General features: G+C 71.8%; 15 protein-coding genes. 6 read left to right on the forward strand and 9 right to left on the reverse strand.

What is annotated here, in order from left to right; all coding sequences use genetic code 11:
• Nucleotides 1-147: 147 nt before the first annotated feature.
• On the forward strand, nucleotides 148-3030 hold the full coding sequence (locus IH26_RS0116185; protein WP_030437024.1) for a M36 family metallopeptidase: 2883 nt from the start codon (nucleotides 148-150) through the stop codon (nucleotides 3028-3030).
• A 35-nt stretch (nucleotides 3031-3065) separates the two neighbouring features.
• On the opposite strand, the gene IH26_RS0116190 is transcribed toward IH26_RS0116185, so the two are convergent.
• Nucleotides 3066-3740: an aggregation-promoting factor C-terminal-like domain-containing protein gene (locus IH26_RS0116190; protein ID WP_030437025.1), complete on the reverse strand. Its 675-nt coding sequence runs from the start codon at nucleotides 3738-3740 to the stop codon at nucleotides 3066-3068.
• A 152-nt stretch (nucleotides 3741-3892) separates the two neighbouring features.
• On the opposite strand from IH26_RS0116190, the gene IH26_RS0116195 reads away from it, so the two are divergent.
• Entirely contained in the window at nucleotides 3893-4321 is a 429-nt protein-coding gene (locus tag IH26_RS0116195) for an ABC transporter permease (RefSeq protein WP_169789759.1), read from the forward strand.
• Between the two features lie 46 nt (nucleotides 4322-4367).
• On the opposite strand, the gene IH26_RS0116200 is transcribed toward IH26_RS0116195, so the two are convergent.
• On the reverse strand, nucleotides 4368-4952 hold the full coding sequence (locus tag IH26_RS0116200) for an alpha/beta fold hydrolase (RefSeq protein ID WP_030437027.1): 585 nt from the start codon (nucleotides 4950-4952) through the stop codon (nucleotides 4368-4370).
• A 110-nt stretch (nucleotides 4953-5062) separates the two neighbouring features.
• Here IH26_RS0116200 and IH26_RS0116205 point away from each other — a divergent pair, with 110 nt between their 5' ends.
• The gene (locus tag IH26_RS0116205) at nucleotides 5063-6067 is read left to right on the forward strand and encodes a glycosyltransferase family 2 protein (RefSeq protein ID WP_051808189.1); all 1005 of its coding nucleotides are present in this window, start codon (nucleotides 5063-5065) and stop codon (nucleotides 6065-6067) included.
• A 52-nt stretch (nucleotides 6068-6119) separates the two neighbouring features.
• Here the strand turns inward: IH26_RS0116205 and IH26_RS0116215 are convergent, their stop codons facing one another.
• Entirely contained in the window at nucleotides 6120-7106 is a 987-nt protein-coding gene (locus tag IH26_RS0116215; protein ID WP_030437029.1) for a uroporphyrinogen decarboxylase/cobalamine-independent methonine synthase family protein, read from the reverse strand.
• Nucleotides 7107-7323: 217 nt separating this feature from the next.
• On the opposite strand from IH26_RS0116215, the gene IH26_RS0116220 reads away from it, so the two are divergent.
• Together IH26_RS0116220 and IH26_RS0116225 are read left to right on the forward strand one after the other, a co-directional pair.
• Nucleotides 7324-8331: a glycosyltransferase family 2 protein gene (locus IH26_RS0116220; protein ID WP_342668276.1), complete on the forward strand. Its 1008-nt coding sequence runs from the start codon at nucleotides 7324-7326 to the stop codon at nucleotides 8329-8331.
• A 104-nt stretch (nucleotides 8332-8435) separates the two neighbouring features.
• A complete protein-coding gene (locus IH26_RS0116225) occupies nucleotides 8436-9527 on the forward strand; it encodes a hypothetical protein (RefSeq protein WP_030437031.1) in 1092 nt (363 codons plus the stop codon).
• Here the strand turns inward: IH26_RS0116225 and IH26_RS0116230 are convergent.
• Nucleotides 9454-10212, reverse strand: coding sequence for a copper homeostasis protein CutC (locus IH26_RS0116230; protein ID WP_063763696.1), 759 nt, complete (start codon nucleotides 10210-10212; stop codon nucleotides 9454-9456). The two genes, IH26_RS0116225 and IH26_RS0116230, sit on opposite strands and share 74 nt — an antisense overlap.
• A gap of 114 nt (nucleotides 10213-10326) precedes the next feature.
• Here IH26_RS0116230 and IH26_RS0116235 point away from each other — a divergent pair, with 114 nt between their 5' ends.
• A complete protein-coding gene (locus IH26_RS0116235) occupies nucleotides 10327-11190 on the forward strand; it encodes an oxygenase MpaB family protein (RefSeq protein ID WP_030437033.1) in 864 nt (287 codons plus the stop codon).
• Here IH26_RS0116235 and IH26_RS0116240 read toward each other — a convergent pair.
• From IH26_RS0116240 to IH26_RS0116260, 5 genes are all read right to left on the reverse strand, one after another.
• Entirely contained in the window at nucleotides 11145-12971 is a 1827-nt protein-coding gene (locus IH26_RS0116240) for an AMP-dependent synthetase/ligase (RefSeq protein ID WP_034215301.1), read from the reverse strand. The two genes, IH26_RS0116235 and IH26_RS0116240, sit on opposite strands and share 46 nt — an antisense overlap.
• Complete coding sequence (locus tag IH26_RS0116245; protein ID WP_030437035.1) at nucleotides 12950-13759, reverse strand: oxygenase MpaB family protein; 810 nt, start codon at nucleotides 13757-13759, stop codon at nucleotides 12950-12952. Before IH26_RS0116245 ends, IH26_RS0116240 begins: the two co-directional genes overlap by 22 nt.
• Before the next feature lie 437 nt (nucleotides 13760-14196).
• Entirely contained in the window at nucleotides 14197-16377 is a 2181-nt protein-coding gene (locus IH26_RS0116250) for an elongation factor G (RefSeq protein ID WP_030437036.1), read from the reverse strand.
• Nucleotides 16378-16630: 253 nt separating this feature from the next.
• Nucleotides 16631-18205: a DHA2 family efflux MFS transporter permease subunit gene (locus IH26_RS0116255; protein WP_030437037.1), complete on the reverse strand. Its 1575-nt coding sequence runs from the start codon at nucleotides 18203-18205 to the stop codon at nucleotides 16631-16633.
• Nucleotides 18206-18332: 127 nt separating this feature from the next.
• Nucleotides 18333-18617, reverse strand: a complete 285-nt coding sequence (locus tag IH26_RS0116260) for a hypothetical protein (protein ID WP_245665233.1) — start codon at nucleotides 18615-18617, stop codon at nucleotides 18333-18335.
• Between the last annotated feature and the right edge of the window lie 56 nt (nucleotides 18618-18673).

The raw sequence follows: 18673 nt of genomic DNA on the forward strand, positions 1-18673 counted from the left end.
CCGCCCGGGCCGGTCATGGGCCCGGGCGGCCCCCTTAAGATCGATGTTTCGACAACTTTCTATTCTGGATGTTCGGCCCATGCCGGGCGACCACCTCGTGCGATCCGATCCAGGAGACCGGTAAAACCGTTCGACCTAGGAGGGACCGTGCGCACACCATCCCGTGCGTTACCGGCAGCCGCCACTCTGCTTCTCGCCACCACGCTCGTCCTGGCCGCGCCGGCCGTCGCCCAGGCCGCGCCAAGCCCCTCGCCCGGCGACGACGGCCGGCACCAGACCGTCGACAACCGACACGGGCTGATCGCGCCGACCGCTCGGCAACGCGCGCTCGCGATCGCCGCCGGCGCGACCGCCCGGTGGAACACCTTCGGCACGCCGTCCGCGCTCACCCCGGCCGCGAAACCGCTCGCAACCGGTCTGTCCGCGGACCCGATCGCTGCCGCCCGCGCGTACGTCGACGCGAACCGGGACCTGCTCGGCCTGACCGAGCGCGGCGCGGCGGCGCTCGACCTGCTCACCTCCGCGCCGCTCGGGGCCGGCGCGGCGGTGCTCTTCCGGCAGCACTTCGGTGACCTGCCGGCCGGGCACGACGGGCTGCTCGCGCTCGGCGTCCGCGCTGGACAGGTCTGGTATGTGAGCTCGTCGCTCGCCCGGGACGCCGAGACCCCCGCGCCGGCCACGGTGCCGGTGGCCGACGCGCAGCGCCGGGCCGCCGCGGACGCGGGCCTGGCGGACCCGACCGTGCTGGCGAGCCGCCTGGTCGCGGTGCCCACCGCCGATCGGGGCGCCCGGGCCGCCTACCAGGTGACGCTCGGAGCGGGCTTGAGCGGCGCCGATCCGGTCGCGTACACGACCTATGTGGACGCTCGCGACGGCGGCGTGCTGCTGCGCGAGAACATCGTCGATGCGGACTCCGACGGCGGCGAGTGGTCGGCGTTCCCGCTGTCGCCGCCGACCGACTACTCGTCCCGCGACACCCGCCAGACCTGGTGCTCCGAGCCGTCGCGCGGGTGCGACTACGTGAGCGGGACGGCGTGGGATGTCTTGACCGGTTCTTCGACCCACACCACGGCGGGCAACAACGCGATCGCGGTGCAGAACTGGAACTCGAACGATCCGTTCACGGTCGGGACCGAAACCGCCACGCCGCGGCCGGACCGGGACTACGACTACCGGTGGGCCAACCAGTGGCAGCGGGCGCAGTGCTCGCCGGCCGTCTTCGACACCGCGCAGCGCAACGACATCGACGCGGCCCGGACCAACCTGTTCGCCCTGCACAACCGGATGCACGACTGGGCGTACCAGCTGGGCTTCACCGAGAAGACCTGGAACATGCAGGACGACAACCTCGGTCGCGGCGGGCTCGGTGCCGACCGGGAGCAGGGCAACGCGCAGGCCGGTGGGATCAGCGGCGGGCCGCCGGACTTCGCGGCCCGGGACAACGCCAACCAGATCACGCCGCCGGACGGGCAGGCGCCGATCACCAACATGTACCTGTGGCAGCCGATCGCGGGCACGTTCTACGCGCCCTGCGTGGACGGCGACTACGACATGTCGGTGGTCGGGCACGAGTACACGCACGCCATCACCAACCGGATGATCGCCGGGCCGGACGCGGGGCTCAGCTCGCCGCAGGGCATGAGCGAGAGCTGGTCGGACCAGATGGCGATGGAGTACCTCAACGAGAACGGGTACGCGCCGCGCGGCCTCGGGGCGTACACGATCGGGCAGTACGTCACCGGGGACCCGATCGCCGGGATCCGGAACTACAACATGAGCGCGAGCCCGCTCAACTACAGCGCGATCGACTACGACTTCGTCGGGCTGCAGGTGCACGCCTCCGGCGAGGTGTGGACGGCGACGAACTTCGACATCCGGGCCGCGATGATCAAGCGGTACGGGGCGGGCACGCCGGCGCTGCAGAAGGCGTGCGCGGCGGGCCGGGTCGCGGTGACCTCCTGCCCGGGCAACCGGCGCTGGGCGCAACTGGTGTTCGACTCGTTCCTGCTGCTGGCCAACAGCGCGAACAGCATGGTGGACGCCCGGGACGCGCTGCTCGGCGCCGACCTGGTCCGGTTCGGCGGGGCGAACCAGGCGCTGCTGTGGAACGCGTTCGCGAAGCGCGGGCTGGGCGAGGGCGCGGTCAGCAACGGGGCCGCCGACGTGAACCCGACGCCGAGCTTCAGCTCGCGGTACGCCGCGCCGGCGGTGATCGCCTTCCGGCCGGTGGACGAGCGCGGCCGGGCGGTGCCGAATGCGAAGCTGTTCGTCGGCGACTACCAGGCGCGGGCGGTGCCGGTGGCGGACACCGACCCGGCCACCGCGCTCCCGGACACCGTGCGGCTGGTTCCCGGGACCTACACGTTCATCACCCAGGCTCCCGGGTACGGCGCGGCGCGGGTCCGCGCGACCTCGTTCCACGCCGGGCCGGCCACGCTGCCGGTGCGCATGCCGGTCAACCTGGCCTCCGGCAGCGGCGGCGCGACGGTGACCGGGGACGGGGTCAACCTGGCCCGGCTGGTGGACGACGACGAGGCGACGAACTGGGCGTCGCTGGGCAGCGCGGTGGCCGGCAAGCAGGTCACGGTCGACCTGGCCGGCGGGGCGCAGAGGATCCGGCGGGTGCAGGTGAGCGCCATGCTGCGGCCGCCGATCCCGGCCGACCCGGACGGCGCCACGCAGAGCCGCTACTCGGCGCTGCGGCAGTTCCGGGTGCTGGCGTGCACCGCCTCGGCGGCGGTGACCTGCGCGGACGCCGCCGATTTCCGGCCGGTCTACACCAGCCGGGCGGACGCGTTCCCCTCGGTGGCACCTCGCCCCCGCGCGCCGGAACTGATCGTGCGGTCGTTCCCGATCCCGCCGACCACGGCCACGCATCTGCGGTTCGAGGTGCTGGCCAACCAGTGCACGGGCGGCCCGGACTACGCGGGTGAACTGGACGCCGATCCGCGGGCCGGCACCGACTGCGGCACGGCCAGCCCGCAGGCGCTGAACGTGCGGGTCGCCGAGTTCCAGGCCTTCGGCAGCTGATCGATCCGGGGCGGGCCACCGGGCCCGCCCCGGCATCAGTACGAGTGGTTCGCTTCCCAGTGCGTCCACGCGCCGCACGGCGTCTGGTACTTGCCCCGGATGTACCCGAGGCCCCACTTGATCTGGGTGGCCGGGTTCGTCCTCCAGTCGGATCCGACCGAGGCCATCTTGTTGCCCGGGAAGGCCTGCGGGATCCCGTACGCCCCGTTCGGGTTTTCGGCCTTGTGGTTCCAGCCGCTCTCCTTGTTCCACATGTTGTTCAGGCACGGGAACTGGTCGATGCCGTAGCCGGCCGCCAGCATCAGCGCGCAGCCGGTGGCCCGGTTGCCGCCGAACTCCTTGCACGACGTCGGAATCGGCCCGTTGTACGGGACCGTGCCGCCGGACGCCTTCGCCTTGTCCGCGGCCTTCTTCGCCTTCGCGGCCTGGGCCAGGTCATGGGCCTTGCCGGCCACGTTCGTCGCCTCGGCCGACGCCTTCTCGGCGGCCTCCGACTCGGCCTCGCGCTGCCACGCGCGGGCGGCCACGTGCTCGTTCTGCCGGGCCTTCAGCAGCTGCATCTCGTCGGTCTGGACCTGGAAGGAGAGATCGACCGGGCCGCTCGGCCGAGCCGGGCGGCCCTCGCCGAGGTAGAGGCCACCGGCGGCGCCGGCCACCAGCAGGACGACCGACGCGACGCGCGCGCCGATCCGGCTCCACTGCCGATCCACGATCTTCCCTTCGCCGGGGGCCGAAGGCGGCGCCGGGGCGCGCCGCACCGCGCATAGTAACGGGCGCCGGAAGTAGCTGAAGCATCCCTCACCGGCGGCCCTCGCGCGGGCTCGCCGAGGGCGACTTTTCGTAACCCTTGGGTTGCACCCACGTGACACGCGTACCAGGCCGCATCGTGGCGTCGGCCCTGGGCATCACCCTGAGACTCTTCGCCCTCGGCCTGCTGCTGGCGACGGTCCTGGGCGTGGCCCTCGGCGCGGCGCTCGGCTCCTCCCGCTCGCTGAGCCGCGCCCTGAACCCGCTCTTCGAGTTCATCCGCGCCACTCCCGCCGCGGCGATCGTCCCCGCCGCCCTGGTCCTCTTCCAAGCGAACACCAAAACCGAAATCGGAATCATTGCGTACGGGACGGTCTGGCCGATCCTCCTCAACACGGCCGCGGCTCGTGCCTCGTTACCCGTCCTCCGCCTGGAGATGGCCGACTGCCTGCGGTTGAGCCCCGGCGACCGGCTCCGCAAGGTGGTCCTGCCGAGCCTGCTGCCCGAGATCGTCATCGGCGTCCGGATCGCCGTCCCGGTCTGATCGTCACGCTGCTGGTCGACTTCCTGGTCGCCACCGGCGGCATGGGCTACCTGCTGGTCCAGTACCAGCAGAGCGTCATGTTCCACCGCGCGCGGGTCGCGAACTGCTCGGGCCGCAGGTGCGGCGGCGGCCCGATGGCCTCCAGCTGCCGGATCGCCCGGCGGTGGCGCCGCGCACGGGCGGTGGTGAGCGCGAACCGGTAGGCGTTCTCCTCGATGGCCGGCCCGTCGATGTCCATGCCGACCGTGACCAGGGCCGATACCAGGTCGGGCCGGCGCGCCGCGGCGTACGCCGAGATCGTCGCGCCCATCGAGAACCCGGCCACGACCGGGGGCCGGCCGAAGCGGTCGGCCAGGATCGTGAGCAGCCGCACGGTGTCGTCGACCATCGCCTCGATGCTCAGCGCGGCCGCCGACCGCAGGGACCGCCCGCACCCGCGCTGATCCCAGTAGACGACGGTGAAGTCGTCCTCGAGCGCCAGCCGCCGGAAGGCCGGCACCTCGTTGAGCATCGGCAGGCCGGGGCCCATCTGCACCAGCAGCAGCGGCGGGTTGCCCGCCCTCGCGGCCCGGATGCGGATCCACTGCGTGCTGTCGCCCAGGTCGACGGACTCCCGCCGGTCGAGTTCCATGGCGCCACGCTCCCGCCGTTTCGGCCACCTCGATGACGTTAGACCCGGGGTTCGGCTACTCTTCCGGCCGGTGTTCCGGCCGGTCTTCCGGCCGCCTGGAGGAGGTAGGGATGAACGTGTCGTCGCTGGACCTCTCCGTGGTGACGCCGATGTACAACGAGCGCGAGGCGGTCGACCACTTCGTCGCCCGGCTGCGGCCCGTCCTCGACCGGCTCGGCCTGGCGTACGAGGTCGTGGCCGTCGACGACGGCAGCCGCGACGCGACCGTGGCGCGCCTGCTCGAGCTGCGGGCCGGCTGGCCGCAGCTGCGGGTCGTCGCGCTGCGCCGCAACGTCGGGCACCAGGCCGCGCTCGCCGCCGGGCTGCGCTCGGCCCGCGGCGACTACGTGGTCAGCATCGACGCCGACCTGCAGGACCCGCCGGAGACGATCGGCGACATGCTCGCCGTCGCCCGGGAGAAGGCCGTCGACGTCGTGTACGGGGTGCGCCACGACCGCAGCTCGGACACGATCTTCAAGCGGCGTACGGCCGGCGTCTACTACTGGACGATGCGGCGCCTGGTCGGCCCCTGGGTGAGCGACCAGGCCGGCGACTTCCGGCTGATGAGCCGCGCGGTGGTCGACGTGCTCAACGACCTGCCCGAGCAGCGGCCGGTCTACCGCCTGATGGTGCCCTCGCTCGGCTTCTCCAGCGCCGAGGTCAGCTACGTGCGGGCCGAGCGGGTCGCCGGCGAGACCAAGTACCCGCTCAGCAAGATGATCAAGCTGACCCTGGACAGCGTGACCAGTTTCTCGGCGACGCCGCTGCGGATCGCCACCTGGCTGGGGCTGCTCAGCTTCCTGCTCTGCCTGGGCCTGATGGTCAGCGCGCTGGTGGCCTGGGGCCTGGGCGCGGTGGTGCCGGGCTGGACGTCGCTGTACGTCGCGGTGCTGCTGCTCGGCGGCGTCCAGCTGATCTGCCTGGGGCTGCTCGGGGAGTACATCGGGCGGATCTACGCCGCCGTCCAGAATCGGCCGCCCTTCCTCGTCGCGATGGACACCGAAGCCGCGATGGACACCGAGGTCGCGATGGACACCGACGACGCCGAGCCTCAGATTTCGTTGCCCCAGAAGTAGCGGCACACCATCTCGACCCGCTGCAGCTTGACCTTCTGCTCGTCGGCGGTCATCAGCGGCGCGCCGGCCGAGGGGGCGAAACCGGCGTTCGGGGCGAACGCCACGTCGACGCTGCGGCGGTCCGCGATCTCGTCGGCGATCGCCAGCAGGTCGTCCATCGGCTCGGGGGCGGGCACCGAGACGTCGACGATGCCGAAGCTGACCGCGATGCCGGCCGGGATGTCGTCGAACGGCAGCCGCCGGGCCGGGCCGGCCGGGAAGTCGACGCACAGCCGGTGGAACGGGTCCCGCCGACGAGCCGGTCGAGCGCGCCGGGGTCGTACCCGCTCTCCGTCGTCGCGAACGGCCCGTGGTCGGTGAGATCCAGGCCGACCCGGAAGTCCGGCGGCGCGCCGAGCCCGGTGACCGCGGATCGGTCGGCCGCGATGACCGCCTCGAGCACCGCGCCGGCCTCGGCCACCCGGGCCCGGCCGTCGGCCGTGAGCAGCGGGACGAGCAGCGGGTTGCCGAGGGTCACGTACGCCACCCCCTGCGCGGCCAGCGCCGCGATCTCGGCCCGCAGGATCGCGGCCAGTTCCTCGCCCACCGGCTCGACCGTGCCCGGGCCGGCGGACGGGTCGCTCAGCAGCGCCAGGTAACCGGGCGAGGGCAGCGTGCCGAAGACCGGGCGATCGACCGTACGCAGCAGCGGCTCCTCCTCGTGCTCGGCCAGCCGCCCCTCGGCCGCCAGCGGGCCGCGGACCGCCCGGCGGCGGGCTGGGGCGATCCCCACCAGGTCGGCGATCGGGTGCTCCGGGGCGGCGTCCTCGAAGCCGTCGACGTGGTCGTGGACGACCGACTCGAAGTGCTCCCGCCGGAACTGCCCGTCGCCGACCGCGGAGAGGGTCAGGCGCCGCTGCTCGTGGGCGGTGGCGACGGCCGCGTCCCGCTCGGCCGCCGCGCTCGACACGGCGTTGCCGGACGCCCGGGCGGACCGGAGCTCGGCCGGACGGACCAGGCTGCCGTGCTGGTCGATGTGGTACTGGAAGTCGTCGGCCACGGACCTCTCCTCCGGCGCTGGGGCGGTGAATCTCGCCGAGGCTATGACAATCGCCGGAGGGCAGGTACGCCGTCGCGCGCATCCCATGGTGAAACACGCGAAGTTCTCTTTCGGGCCATCGCAGGGTAGGGTCGGCCCCCGATTCTCTGGCCCCCGCGCGCCCGCGCCATACTTCGGAGCGCGGGGTCACCAATCAGTCGGGAGCATCGTGTCACTGGTGGCATTGTCGGTCGTAACGCCGATGTTCAACGAGCGCGAGGCGGTCGATCACTTCGTGGCCCGGCTCCGGCCGGTGCTCGACGGGCTCGCCGTGCCGTACGAGGTCGTCGCGGTCGACGACGGCAGCAGCGACGCCACAGTCGCGCGGTTGCTGCAGCTGCGGGCCGACTGGCCGCAGCTGCGGGTGGTGGCGCTGCGCCGGAACGTCGGACATCAGACGGCGCTGCGTGCGGGCCTGCGGGCCGCGCGCGGCGAGCACGTGGTGAGCATCGACGCCGACCTGCAGGACCCGCCCGAGGTGATCGGCGAGATGCTGGCCAAGGCGCGGGCCGAGCAGGTCGACGTGGTCTACGGCGTACGCAGCGACCGCAGCACCGACACGGTGTTCAAGCGCCGGACCGCCGGCGTCTACTACTGGATGATGAAGCGGCTGGTCGGGCCGTGGGTCAGCGACCAGGCCGGCGACTTCCGGCTGATGAGCCGCGCGGTGGTCGACGTGCTCAACGACCTGCCCGAGCCCCGCCCGGTGTACCGGCTGGTGGTGCCGTCGCTCGGCTTCTCCAGCGCCGAGGTCGGCTACGTCCGCGAGGACCGGGTCGCCGGCAAGACCAAGTACCCGCTCAGCAAGATGATCAAGCTGACCTTCGACAGCATCACCGGGTTCTCCGCCGCGCCGCTGAAGATCGCGACCTGGGTCGGGCTGCTCAGCTTCGTGCTGTGCCTGGTGCTGATCATCACGGCGCTGGGCGCCTGGAGCGTCGGGACGACCGTGCCGGGCTGGACGTCGCTGTACATCGCCGTCCTGCTGCTCGGCGGCATCCAGCTGATCTGCGTCGGCATGCTCGGCGAGTACATCGGCCGCATCTACGCCGCGACCCAGGGCCGGCCGGCTTTCCTCGTCTCCTTCGACACCGACCAGCAGGAGCCGGCCGGGTTCGCGGTCGCCGACCCCTTGCCCGACGACCCGGCCGACCGGCTCCAGCGGGAGCACGAGACCATCTCCTGACCCCGCGCGCTCATCCACGGCGGATGAAAGCGCGGCCGCATCCTTGTGCCCGCCGGCATTGACCTGGGACTATCCGGAAATCCCAGGGGCCGGAGGGCCGGGTCATGAGCACAGAGGCGACGCTGGTCTTCCTGACCGTGGTGGGCGCGCGGTTCGTGGTGCCGCTGTTCATCCCGCGCTACCCGCTGCCGGCGATCGTCACGGCGCTGGTCCTCGACGGCATCGACCAGTCGGTGTTCCAGTGGTTCGGCTACGATCCGCCCGGCTACCAGGGCTACGACAAGGCGATGGACATGTTCTACCTGTCCGTCGCCTACCTGTCGGTGCTGCGCAACTGGACCAGCCGGCCGGCCTTCCAGGTCGCCCGTTTCCTGTTCTTCTACCGGCTGGCCGGCGTGGTGCTCTTCGAGCTGCTCCACAACCGGGTCCTGCTCCTGATCTTCCCGAACACCTTCGAATACTTCTTCATCGCGTACGAGATAGTCCGCCTGAGATGGAACCCGGCCCGGGTGAGCATGCGTCGCTGGGTGATCACCGCCGGGTGCATCTGGGTCTTCGTCAAGCTGCCGCAGGAGTGGTGGATCCACGTCGCGCAGCTGGACTTCACGGACACGGTGGCCGCCCACCCGGTGCTGATCCCGATCCTGGCGGTGCTGGCGGTCGGGGCCGCGCTGTGGATCTGGCTGTGGTTGTGGCCGCGGCTGCCGGAGCCCGCGTGGAAGCTGCACGTGGCGGCCGATCCGCTGCCGGTCGAGATGGACACGGCGGCGGAACGGGACCAGTGGGTCTCCCGGCACTGGCGGGTCTGGTCGGCCGCGACGCTGGAGAAGGTGGTGCTCATCGGGCTGCTCTGCGTGATCTACGGCCAGGTGCTGCCCGGCCGGCGGTCGAGCGACCTGGAGCTGTTCCTGGGCATCGCGGCGTTCGTCGTGGCCAACGCGGCGATCAGCCTCGCGGTGGCCCGGCGGGCCGGGAGCGTGGAGTCGGCGGCGGCGGCGTTCGGGCTGCGGGCGGTGGTCAACGTCGGGTTGGTGGTGGGGGCGAGCTGGCTGCTCAACCAGTTCGGCGGCGATCTGAACCTGGCGGTGGCGCTGTTCTTCGCGCTGCTGCTCAGCCTGCTGATCACGCTGGACGACCGGTTCCGGCCGGTCGGTCAGCTGCGGCTCGAGTCGGCCTTGGTCGCATCGCGGCCATGATCTGGGCGGCCTGGCGTTCGTCGGTGGTCTCGCGTCCGTGCTCGCCGGCCGGGGCGGAGCTGCCCAGGGCGATGCCGACCGGGTCGCTGACGGTGCGTTTCGCCGAGGCGTGGATCGCGTCCACGCCGGTGCGGAGGATCGCGTCGACCAGTCCGGGGTGGACTCCCCCGCCCGCCATGATCTCGATCCGGCCGGCGGCGGCGCGGACCGCGCTCGCCAGCCGGGGCAGGTCGGTCGCCGAGGCGAGGATGCGCCACACGCCGAGCCGGATCAGGGTCTCGATCTCCCGATCGGGGTCGGTGAGCGTGTCGAAGGCGCGGTGAAAGGTCACCGGCAACTCACCGGCGGCCTCGACGACCCGCTCGATGAGGTTGGTGTCCACCCGGCCCGCCCGAACCCCACCGACCACCACCCCGGCGACGCCCAGCCCGACTTTCCGGATATCTCGGGTTATCAACCGCACTTCGTCGGGGTCATAGGCGAAGCCGCCGGGGCGCGGCCGGATCAGCACGTGCACCGGCGGGATACCGGGCGTCTCCAGGGCCGTCTCGATCAGGCCCCACGACGGGGTGAGACCGCCGAGCGCGAGCGCCGCGCACAGCTCGATCCGGTCGACGCCTAGCCGCGCGGCCACCTGAAGGCCGTGCGGATCCTGGACCGCGAGCTCGAAATCCACCATGCCCATGATCGGATCCTATCGACTGCGATAAATTTGGGAGCGCTCCCCGCCCGTACTGGAAGGAAAGTTTAATAAAACGCCTGTCATCGCGGCGGGCTCCGAAGGCACGATGATGGGCTCATGTTCGGCCGACACCGCAATGTGGACCGCATCGCCGCCCTGGACCCGGACCGGGACCACCTGGAGATCTACCAGATCTCGGCCGGGCTGGAGTTCCCCTGGGACTACACCCGGGCGCTGGAGTTCGCGCTGTTCCGCACCTATTGCGTGCCGACGATCTCCCGGCTGCTGGCCGCGACCGGCGAGTTCGAGAAGCGCCCGCAGCAGCGCTACGACGACACCGCGCTGCTGATGGCCGAGATCGCCGCGCACGGCTACGACTCCCCACGCGGGCGTGAGGCGCTGCGCGTGGTGAACCGCGCCCACGGCCGCTACGCCATCGCCAACCAGGACATGCTCTACGTGCTGTCCACGTTCGTCTACGACCCGATCGCGTGGCTGGCCCGGTACGGCTGGCGGCCGCTGCACGAGCACGAGCGCCTGGCCGCGTTCCACTACTACCGCGCGGTCGGCGCCCGGATGGGCATCCGCGACATCCCCACCGAGTACGACACGTTCGCCGCCTTCAAGCGTAACTACGAGGCCGAGCACTTCGTCTACTCGGACACCAACCGCCGGGTGGGCGAGTACACGGTCGGCCTGTTCGCCGCCTGGTTCCCGGGCTTCCTGCGGCCCGCGGTGCGGCTGGGCGTCCGGGGCATGCTCGACGAGCCGATGCTGCGCGCCTTCGGCTTCGACCCGGCCCCGGCCTGGGTCGGCAGGATGGCGTCGGCCGGCCTGCAGGCCCGGGCCGCGGTCGTACGCCTGCTCCCGCCCCGGCGCCGCTCGGTCCTGGGCGTCGCCAAGCGCAATCGCACCTACCCCGGTTATCCGACCGGCTACCGCCCGTCCGACCTGGGCGCGCCGGCCCCGGCCCCGGAATAGAGGCGGTCGATGGTGTCCGCGTAGCGCTCCTGCACGACCCGCCGGCGCAGCTTCAGGGTGGGCGTCAACTCGCCGCTCACCGGCGACCACACCGTGGGCAGCACCCGGAAGGCCTTGACCTGCTCGGGGCGGGCCAGCTGGGCGTTGGCCGCCGCCACGGCCGCGCCGATCTCCGCCAGCACGGCCGGGTCCGCCGCCAGCGCATCGACCGGGACATCGGCGAGGCCCCGGGCGCGGGCGGTTTCCTCGTCGAGGACGATCAAAGCGACCACGTACGGGCGCCGGTCGCCGATCGCGACCGCCTGGGCGATCAGCGGGTGGGCGCGGAGCAGGTTCTCGATCTGGGCCGGCGCGATGTTCTTGCCGGCCGAGGTGATGATCAGTTCCTTCTTGCGGTCGGTGATCGTGAGGAACCCGTCGTCGTCGAGCGCACCCACGTCGCCGGTCGCGAGCCAGCCCTCGTCGTCCACGACCGGGGCCACCCCGCCGTCCGGGCGCAGATAACCGGCGCAGACCAGCGGGCCGCGTACGAAGATCTCGCCGTCCTCGCCCAGCTTCAGCTCCATGCCCGGGTTGACCCGGCCCACCGTCCCCGTACGGAAATCGTCCGGGGTGTTGAGCGTCGCCGTGCCGGTCGTCTCGGTCATCCCCCAGACCTCCAGGACGTCGACCCCGATGCCGGCCAGATAGCGCAGCACCTCGACCGGGATCGGCGCGGCGCCGCTGCCCGCCCACAGCATGTTGTCCAGCCCGCGCCGGGCCCGCAGCGGCCGCAGCACCAGCTCGTCGACCGCCCGGAGCCGGGCGGCCAGTTCCTCGGGAACCTCCCGTTTGGCGGCGCGCAACTCGTGGACGCGCCGGGCGAGCGCGCTCGCGTTCTCCACCGCCGTGCGCACCGGCGGGTCGGCCGCGGCGAGCTGGGCCTGCAGGCCGGCGACCATCTTCTCCCAGATGCGCGGCACCCCGAAGAACGAGACCGGCCGCACCGCGACCAGCCCGGCGAGCAACTGGGCCGGGTCGGGGCAGATCGTCACGTGCCCGGCCCGGTAGATCGGGTTGTAGATGCCCAGCATCCGCTCGGCGATGTGGGCGAGCGGCAGGTACGCCAGCGAGGGCGTGTGGTCGGGGGTGGGTACGGTCGCCTCGAGCGCGACCGCCTGGTAGATCACGTTCCGGTGGGTGAGCACGACGCCCTTGGGGTCGCCGGTGGTGCCCGAGGTGTAGAGCAGGGTCACCGGCTGGCTCGGGACAACTTTGCGCCAGGTCGCCTCGAACACGGACGGGTCGGCGCGGTGCAGCTCGGCCCCGCGCGCCGCGGCCTCCTGCAGCGAACCGCCCACGACCAGCACCCGCGGCGGCTCGGCCAGCGAGTCCAGGATCGGCTTCCACCGGGCGAGCGCCTCCGGCGACTCCAGGACCAGGAGCTTGGCGGCGCTGTGCTCGGCAAGGTAGCGCAGCTGGCCGGGGGCGAGCGTCGCGTACAGGCTGGACGGCACCGCGCCGAGGTGCGTCGCGGCGAGGTCGGCGATCCAGTGCTCGGGCCGGCCGGACATCAAGATCAGCATCCGGTCGCCGGCGGTCAGCCCGAGCTCGGACAGCCCGCGGGCCAGCCCGGCGATCCGGTCGTGCAGCTCGCGCCAGGTGTAGGTGACGTCGCTGCCGAGCATGCTCAGCGCCGGCCGGTCGGCGAATTCCGTGGCGTTGCGGTGCAGCAGGGCCGGGATGGTCAGCCCCCGCACTTTGTCGGCGCACCGCTCTGCTAAGTCGGTCGCGGGCTCCATGGCGTCCTCCTCATCCGTCGGCGGAGATCGTTGAGGTAGTGGTCCTTCGCCGCCTCGCGCACCCGGTCCGGCAGGCGCGGATACACCACGGACGTCGCGGCCAGGCCGGCGTCGAGCAGCCGTTCCCGCCGCGGCGACCAGGAGAAGCGGTAACCGGCCCGGATCGGCTCGGGCAGCAGGCCGATCGTCACGAACCGGTGGCCTGGCAGGCCCGGCCGCAGCCCTACCGGGAACTTCCGCGGCCGCATGAGGGCGTCGGCGATGGCTCGCGCTTCGGCGCTCACCGCCAGCGAGGAGATCATTTCTTGCCAGTACGTCGTGAAGGCCGCCCGATCCGCCGGCCACGCGGACTCCGGACAGCCGATCGCCGTGGCCAGCACGGCGTACTGCCGGAAGCAGGCATCCGCCTCGGCCTCCGAGAGCGGCCCCACCACCCGCCGGTAGAGCACCATGGCGGTGTCGTACAGCGTGGCATTGACCCAGACCTGCAGCTCGGGGTCGTCGGCGAAGTAGCCGGGCCCGGTCACCCGGCGGTGCATCGCGGCGACGGCCCGGCTGACCGTCCGCGCCTCGTCGCGGGTGCCGAAGAGCACCCCGTAGAAGTAGCTCATCGTGCCACGCAGGCGGTCGAGCGGCCGGTCGGCGAAGTCGCTGTGCTCGTACACCCCGCGGGCGACGCCGGGATGCGCGATCTGCAGCAACGTCGCCCGCCCGGCCCCGGCGAGCAGCAGCCCCTCGCGAGCCACCCGCCGGATGACCGCGGCGTCGTCGAAGAGACCGTCTACCATTCCGGCAACGTAAACGACGAATAGCTCCGAGTGAAGGCCCGCACGTGCCCCGCTCGGCCGGACACCTTTGCCGGGCTCACCCGAACTCTTCAAGATCGACGCCTTCAGCTCGATCTAGCAAGAGCGCTGTCCGGAGCGAGCAATAACTCATCATCCTTGCGCCGGCGACCGCGCCGGCGACCGCGCCGGCGACCGACATGACGGGAATGCCCGGCAGGCCGAGCCGTGATGTCGTCCGCGGTCCACCAGTTGGGAGAGGATCCCCGCAATCCGGGACAGCCGCGAACGTCCACACCGGCACCGTGAACGACGGCGTGCGTGACCCCTACGGCGACTCGCTCGGCGAGATACTCGCTCGGCGAGATACTCGCTCGGCGAGATACTCGCTCGGCGAGGAAGCGGGCCTCGACCCCGCCGGGTCGAGGCCCGCTTCGCCGTCAGGCGGCCGGGCGGTAGCCGGCCGGGCGGGTGGTGAACGTGCCGCGGCCGTGGGTCTGGCTGCGCAGCCGCGTGGTGTAGCCGAACAGCGCGGCCAGCGGGACCGTCGCGGTGACCGAGTCGCCGGTTGTGTCGGTTATCTGGCCGCGGTGGGCGGCCAGGTCGCCGAGCACGCTGCCGAGGGTGTCGGACGGCGCGGAGACCGTCACGTCGGCGACCGGTTCGAGCAGCACCATCTCGCAGGCCTCCAGTGCCTTACGCAGGCCGAGCTTGCCGGCCGTGCGGAAGGCGAGTTCCGAGGAGTCCTTCGGGTGGGTGCCGCCGTCGGTCAGCGTCACGTGCACGCCGACCACCGGGTGACCGCCGAGCGGGCCCGCTTCGAGAGCCTCCCGGCAGCCGGCCTCGACCGCCCGGACGAACTCGGCCGGCACCCGCCCACCGGTCACCGTCGACGAGAAGCCCGCGTCGCCGGCCGACGCCAAGCCCACCGCGTTGCCAGCCGCCGACGACGAGGGTGCACCGCCGGCCGACGACGACAAGCCCGCCGCCGGGCCGGCCACCGACGACGAGGGTGCGCTGCCGGCCGCCGATGAGAAGCCCGCCGCCTTGCCGGCCACCGACGACGAGGCCGCCGGCGGGTCGGCTGGGAACGCCGACGCCGACGCCGGTGCCGGTGTCGGAAGGGCGGGGCGGACGTCGAGGACGATGTCGGCGAACTGGCCGGCCCCGCCGTCCTGCTTGGCGTGGCGGTAACGGAAACCGGTGACGCCGCGGGCGACCGTCTCCCGGTGCGCCACCTGCGGGCGGCCCACGGTCACCTCCAGGCCGGCGTCCTGGCGGAGCTTCGTCACGGCCACCTCCAGGTGCAGTTCGCCCTGGCCGGCCAGCAGGGTCTGGCCGGTTTCGGCGTCCACGCGTACGGACAAGGACGGATCCTGTTCGACCAGCGTGACCAGCGCGGTCGCCAGGCGCGGGGCGTCGGCGCGGGTGCGCGCCTCCACCGCGACCGACACCAGCGGCACGGCGATGCGTGGCCGTTCGAGCAGAACGGGGTATTCGCGGGTGCACAGGGTCGTGCCGGGACGGGCCGCCTTCACGCCGGCGACCGCGACGATGTCACCGGCCACCGCCTGGGCGACGCCGGTGTGCCGGTCGGCCTGCACCCGCAGGATGCGGGCGACCCGCTCGGGGCGTTGCGCGAGCGCGTCCCACACGAGGTCCCCCTTTCGTAGCGTGCCGTCGTAGATCCGCAGGTACGTGAGCCGCCCGGTGCGCGCGGAGTGCACCTTGAACACCAGCGCGGCCAGGTGCCCGGCGGGGTCGCCGGCCGGCGCCGGCAGGTAGTCGACCACCGCGTCGAGCAACGGTTCGACGCCGATCTGGCGGTAGGCCGAGCCGCACAGCACGACCACCGCCGCCCCGGCGAGGGTGAGGTCGCGCAGGGCCCGGCGCAGGGTCGCATCCGACATATCGTCTATTTCCGCTAGGGCACCGACATGCCGCTCGGCAACCGCCTCCTCAAGCCGCCGCCGCGCCGCGAGGATCGCCGCGCCCGTTTTGTCGGCCGCAGGAGTATTGCCGTCGACGGTGGCACCGCCGAGCGACCCACGATCGAGCGGCTCCTCCTCAAGGATGCCGTCGGCCCAGGTCAGGCGACGCATCCCGACCAGGTCGACGACGCCGGCCAGCGACCCCTCGCGCCCGACCGGCACCTGGACCACCAACGGCTCCGCCCCCAGCCGGGCCCGAATGTCCGACACCACCAGGTCGAGATCCGCGCCGAGCCGGTCGAGCTTGTTGACGAAGACGATCCGCGGGACCCGGTACCGGTCGGCGACCCGCCACACCGCCTCGGTCTGCGGCTCCACCCCGGCCACGCCGTCGAACACCACCACCGCGCCGTCCAGCACCCGCAGCGAGCGCTCGACCTCGTCCGCGAAGTCGACGTGCCCGGGAGTGTCGATCAGGTTGAGCCGGTGGCCGGCCCAGTCGCAGCTGACCGCGGCCGCGAAGATGGTGATGCCGCGGTCGCGTTCCTGCGGGTCGAAGTCGGTGACCGTGGTGCCGTCGTGCACCTCGCCGCGCTTGTAGGTGGCGCCGGTGGTGAACAGCATGCGTTCGGTCAGGGTGGTCTTGCCGGCATCCACGTGCGCGAGGATGCCCAGGTTGCGTACACGCATGATTCTCGGTCTTTCGAAAGGCTTGGACGACGGACGGCGCCCAGCCCGACCGGCCCGGCAAGCGAGCGGTCAGGCGCGTCCAGCCCCGGTGGCGCGCCCGGGACTGGGCACGCCGGAGACGAGAATCAGCTCGAAACGCGAAACGGGGGTGGGGGCAACGGCGCTGTTACGCATCGCTGGCCCCCTCCCCCCGTGTTCGCGTCAATGCAGGAAGGGTACGAAGATCACCCGCGAGGGGCGACCGAATTTCCGGTCAGTGCATCATCACCGGGGCCTCGGCACCCTCGCCGGCCGCGGTCACCTCGGCCGCTTCCTTCTTCCTCGGGAGGAAGGCGATCGGGATGAACGTGCAGAGCACCAGGAAGAAGCCGACCGTGAAGGTGTGGGCGAAGCTGTCGGCCACGAACTTCAGGCCGTGCTCGATCACCGGCAGGAGCTGCGGCGGCGTCTGGGCGCCCTGCTGGTGGGCGATGGCCAGGCCGGCCTCGGTGACCGGCGCGCCCGTCTTCGGGTTCGTCACCCCGGGGACCGCCGCCGAGCCGTTGAGCTGGCTGGTCAGGATCACCGACATGGTCGCGGTACCGATCGAGCCGCCGATCTGCTGCAGGATGTTGACCAGGGTGGAGCCGCGGGCCACGTCGTGATGGTCGAGCGTGCGCAGCGCCGAGGTCATGATCGGCATCATCGTGCCGCCCATGCCGAGGCCCATCACGAACAGCGAGCCGCACAGCAACACGTACGACGTGTCGACGCCCACCTGGGTGAACGTGAAGAAGCCGAGCGCGATCAGCGCCATCGCGAACGGCACCGTGCGCCCGACCGGGATGCGGTCGGCCAGCGTGCCGGCGATCGGCATGGTGACCATCGCGCCGATGCCCTGCGGGGCCATCAGCAGGCCGGCGTGCAGCGTCGACTCACCGCGCACCTGCAGGAAGTAGCTCGGGAACAGCAGGCCGGCGCCCATGAACGCGATGATGAAGACGAACAGCGCGATCGTCGAGACGGTCAGCCGCTTGTTCTTGAACAGCCGCAGGTCGAGCAGCGGGTGCCGGGGCCGGAACGAGTAGAGCACGAACGTGACCATCATGATCGCGCCGACCAGCATGGTCACCCACACCTTCGGCGCGGTGATCGTGCCCTCCTGCGGCAGCGACGAGACACCGAACAGGAACAGCGCCAGGCCGGGCGAGAGCAGCAGCATGCCGACGAAGTCGAACGACTCGGACGGGGCCGGGCTGTCCTTGGGGAGCGCGAAGAACGCGTACACCAGGGCGACCGCGCCGATCGGCACGTTGATCAGGAAGATCCAGTGCCAGCTGGCCGCCTCGATCAGCCAGCCGCCGAGGATGGGGCCGCCGATCGGGCCGAGCAGCATCGGGATGCCGAGGACGGCCATCAGGCGGCCGATCCGCTTCGGGCCGGCGGCCCGGGTCATGATCGTCATACCGAGCGGCATCAGCATGCCGCCGCCGAGGCCCTGCAGCACGCGGTAGCCGACCAGCTGCTCGATCGAGGAGGCGGTGGCGCAGAGCGTGGAGCCGAGCGTGAACAGCACCAGGGCCAGCATGTAGAGCCGCTTGGTGCCGAACCGGTCGGCCGCCCAGCCGCTGAGCGGGATCACCGTGGCCAGCGCGAGCGTGTAGCCGGTGAGCGTCCAGGCGACCTGGGCGTACGTGGCGTTGAACTCGGTCTGGAAGGTCGGCAGCGCGACGCTCACGACCGTGATGTCGAGGATCGACATCACCGCACCGAGCACCACCACGCCGGCGATCTTGAATACTGCGGCGTCGAGTTTCTCGGGCGGCGCCGCCGCCGCTTGATCAGTCACAGGGGACTCCAGAGATCGCAATCACTGTACGTATCCCCTGGATACTGCCATCGATGGAGTTCGCGAGGCATCCCGTTTTCCGGCAGGGTGATGGCTGTCACTCAGCGGGTTCTCAGCGGGAAACCCGTCAAGCCGCGACGAGCTCCCGGTCCGGTTCGGGACGGGTTGCACCGGGAGCCATCAGAGAGGCCACGCTGAGGGCCCAGCGCATGCGCGGGGCGGCTGTCTCCGGGTAGTCACCGTAGGCTGCGGCCATCATGGCCACGCAACCGCGGGTACCCCCGCACGCGTGGACGGAAGCGGCGATCACGGCGGTGACGGTTGCGGCGGCGGGGTGGGAGCCGGTCGGCAGGTCGCTGGCGAAGAGGGCGGCGGCCCGGGCGGCGAGAAGCTGGCTGCGCATTTCGATCATCTCCGATGTCGTGTGCGGTTGTTGCCCTCAGAGTGCGCCTGGCCCGCCACTGATCG

It is taken from the genome of Actinoplanes subtropicus (assembly GCF_000721705.1).
In the GTDB taxonomy this organism is placed as follows: Bacteria; Actinomycetota; Actinomycetes; order Mycobacteriales; family Micromonosporaceae; genus Actinoplanes; species Actinoplanes subtropicus.

Coding starts and splice junctions, on each gene's coding strand:
- IH26_RS0116200 (WP_030437027.1), bottom strand. CDS start 4,952: ATGGAACTCGACCGGCGGGAGTCCGTCGACCTGGGCGACAGCACGCAG.
- IH26_RS0116205 (WP_051808189.1), top strand. CDS start 5,063: ATGAACGTGTCGTCGCTGGACCTCTCCGTGGTGACGCCGATGTACAAC.
- IH26_RS0116225 (WP_030437031.1), top strand. CDS start 8,436: ATGAGCACAGAGGCGACGCTGGTCTTCCTGACCGTGGTGGGCGCGCGG.
- IH26_RS0116230 (WP_063763696.1), bottom strand. CDS start 10,212: ATGGGCATGGTGGATTTCGAGCTCGCGGTCCAGGATCCGCACGGCCTT.
- IH26_RS0116235 (WP_030437033.1), top strand. CDS start 10,327: ATGTTCGGCCGACACCGCAATGTGGACCGCATCGCCGCCCTGGACCCG.
- IH26_RS0116240 (WP_034215301.1), bottom strand. CDS start 12,971: ATGGAGCCCGCGACCGACTTAGCAGAGCGGTGCGCCGACAAAGTGCGG.
- IH26_RS0116245 (WP_030437035.1), bottom strand. CDS start 13,759: ATGGTAGACGGTCTCTTCGACGACGCCGCGGTCATCCGGCGGGTGGCT.
- IH26_RS0116250 (WP_030437036.1), bottom strand. CDS start 16,377: ATGCGTGTACGCAACCTGGGCATCCTCGCGCACGTGGATGCCGGCAAG.
- IH26_RS0116260 (WP_245665233.1), bottom strand. CDS start 18,617: ATGATCGAAATGCGCAGCCAGCTTCTCGCCGCCCGGGCCGCCGCCCTC.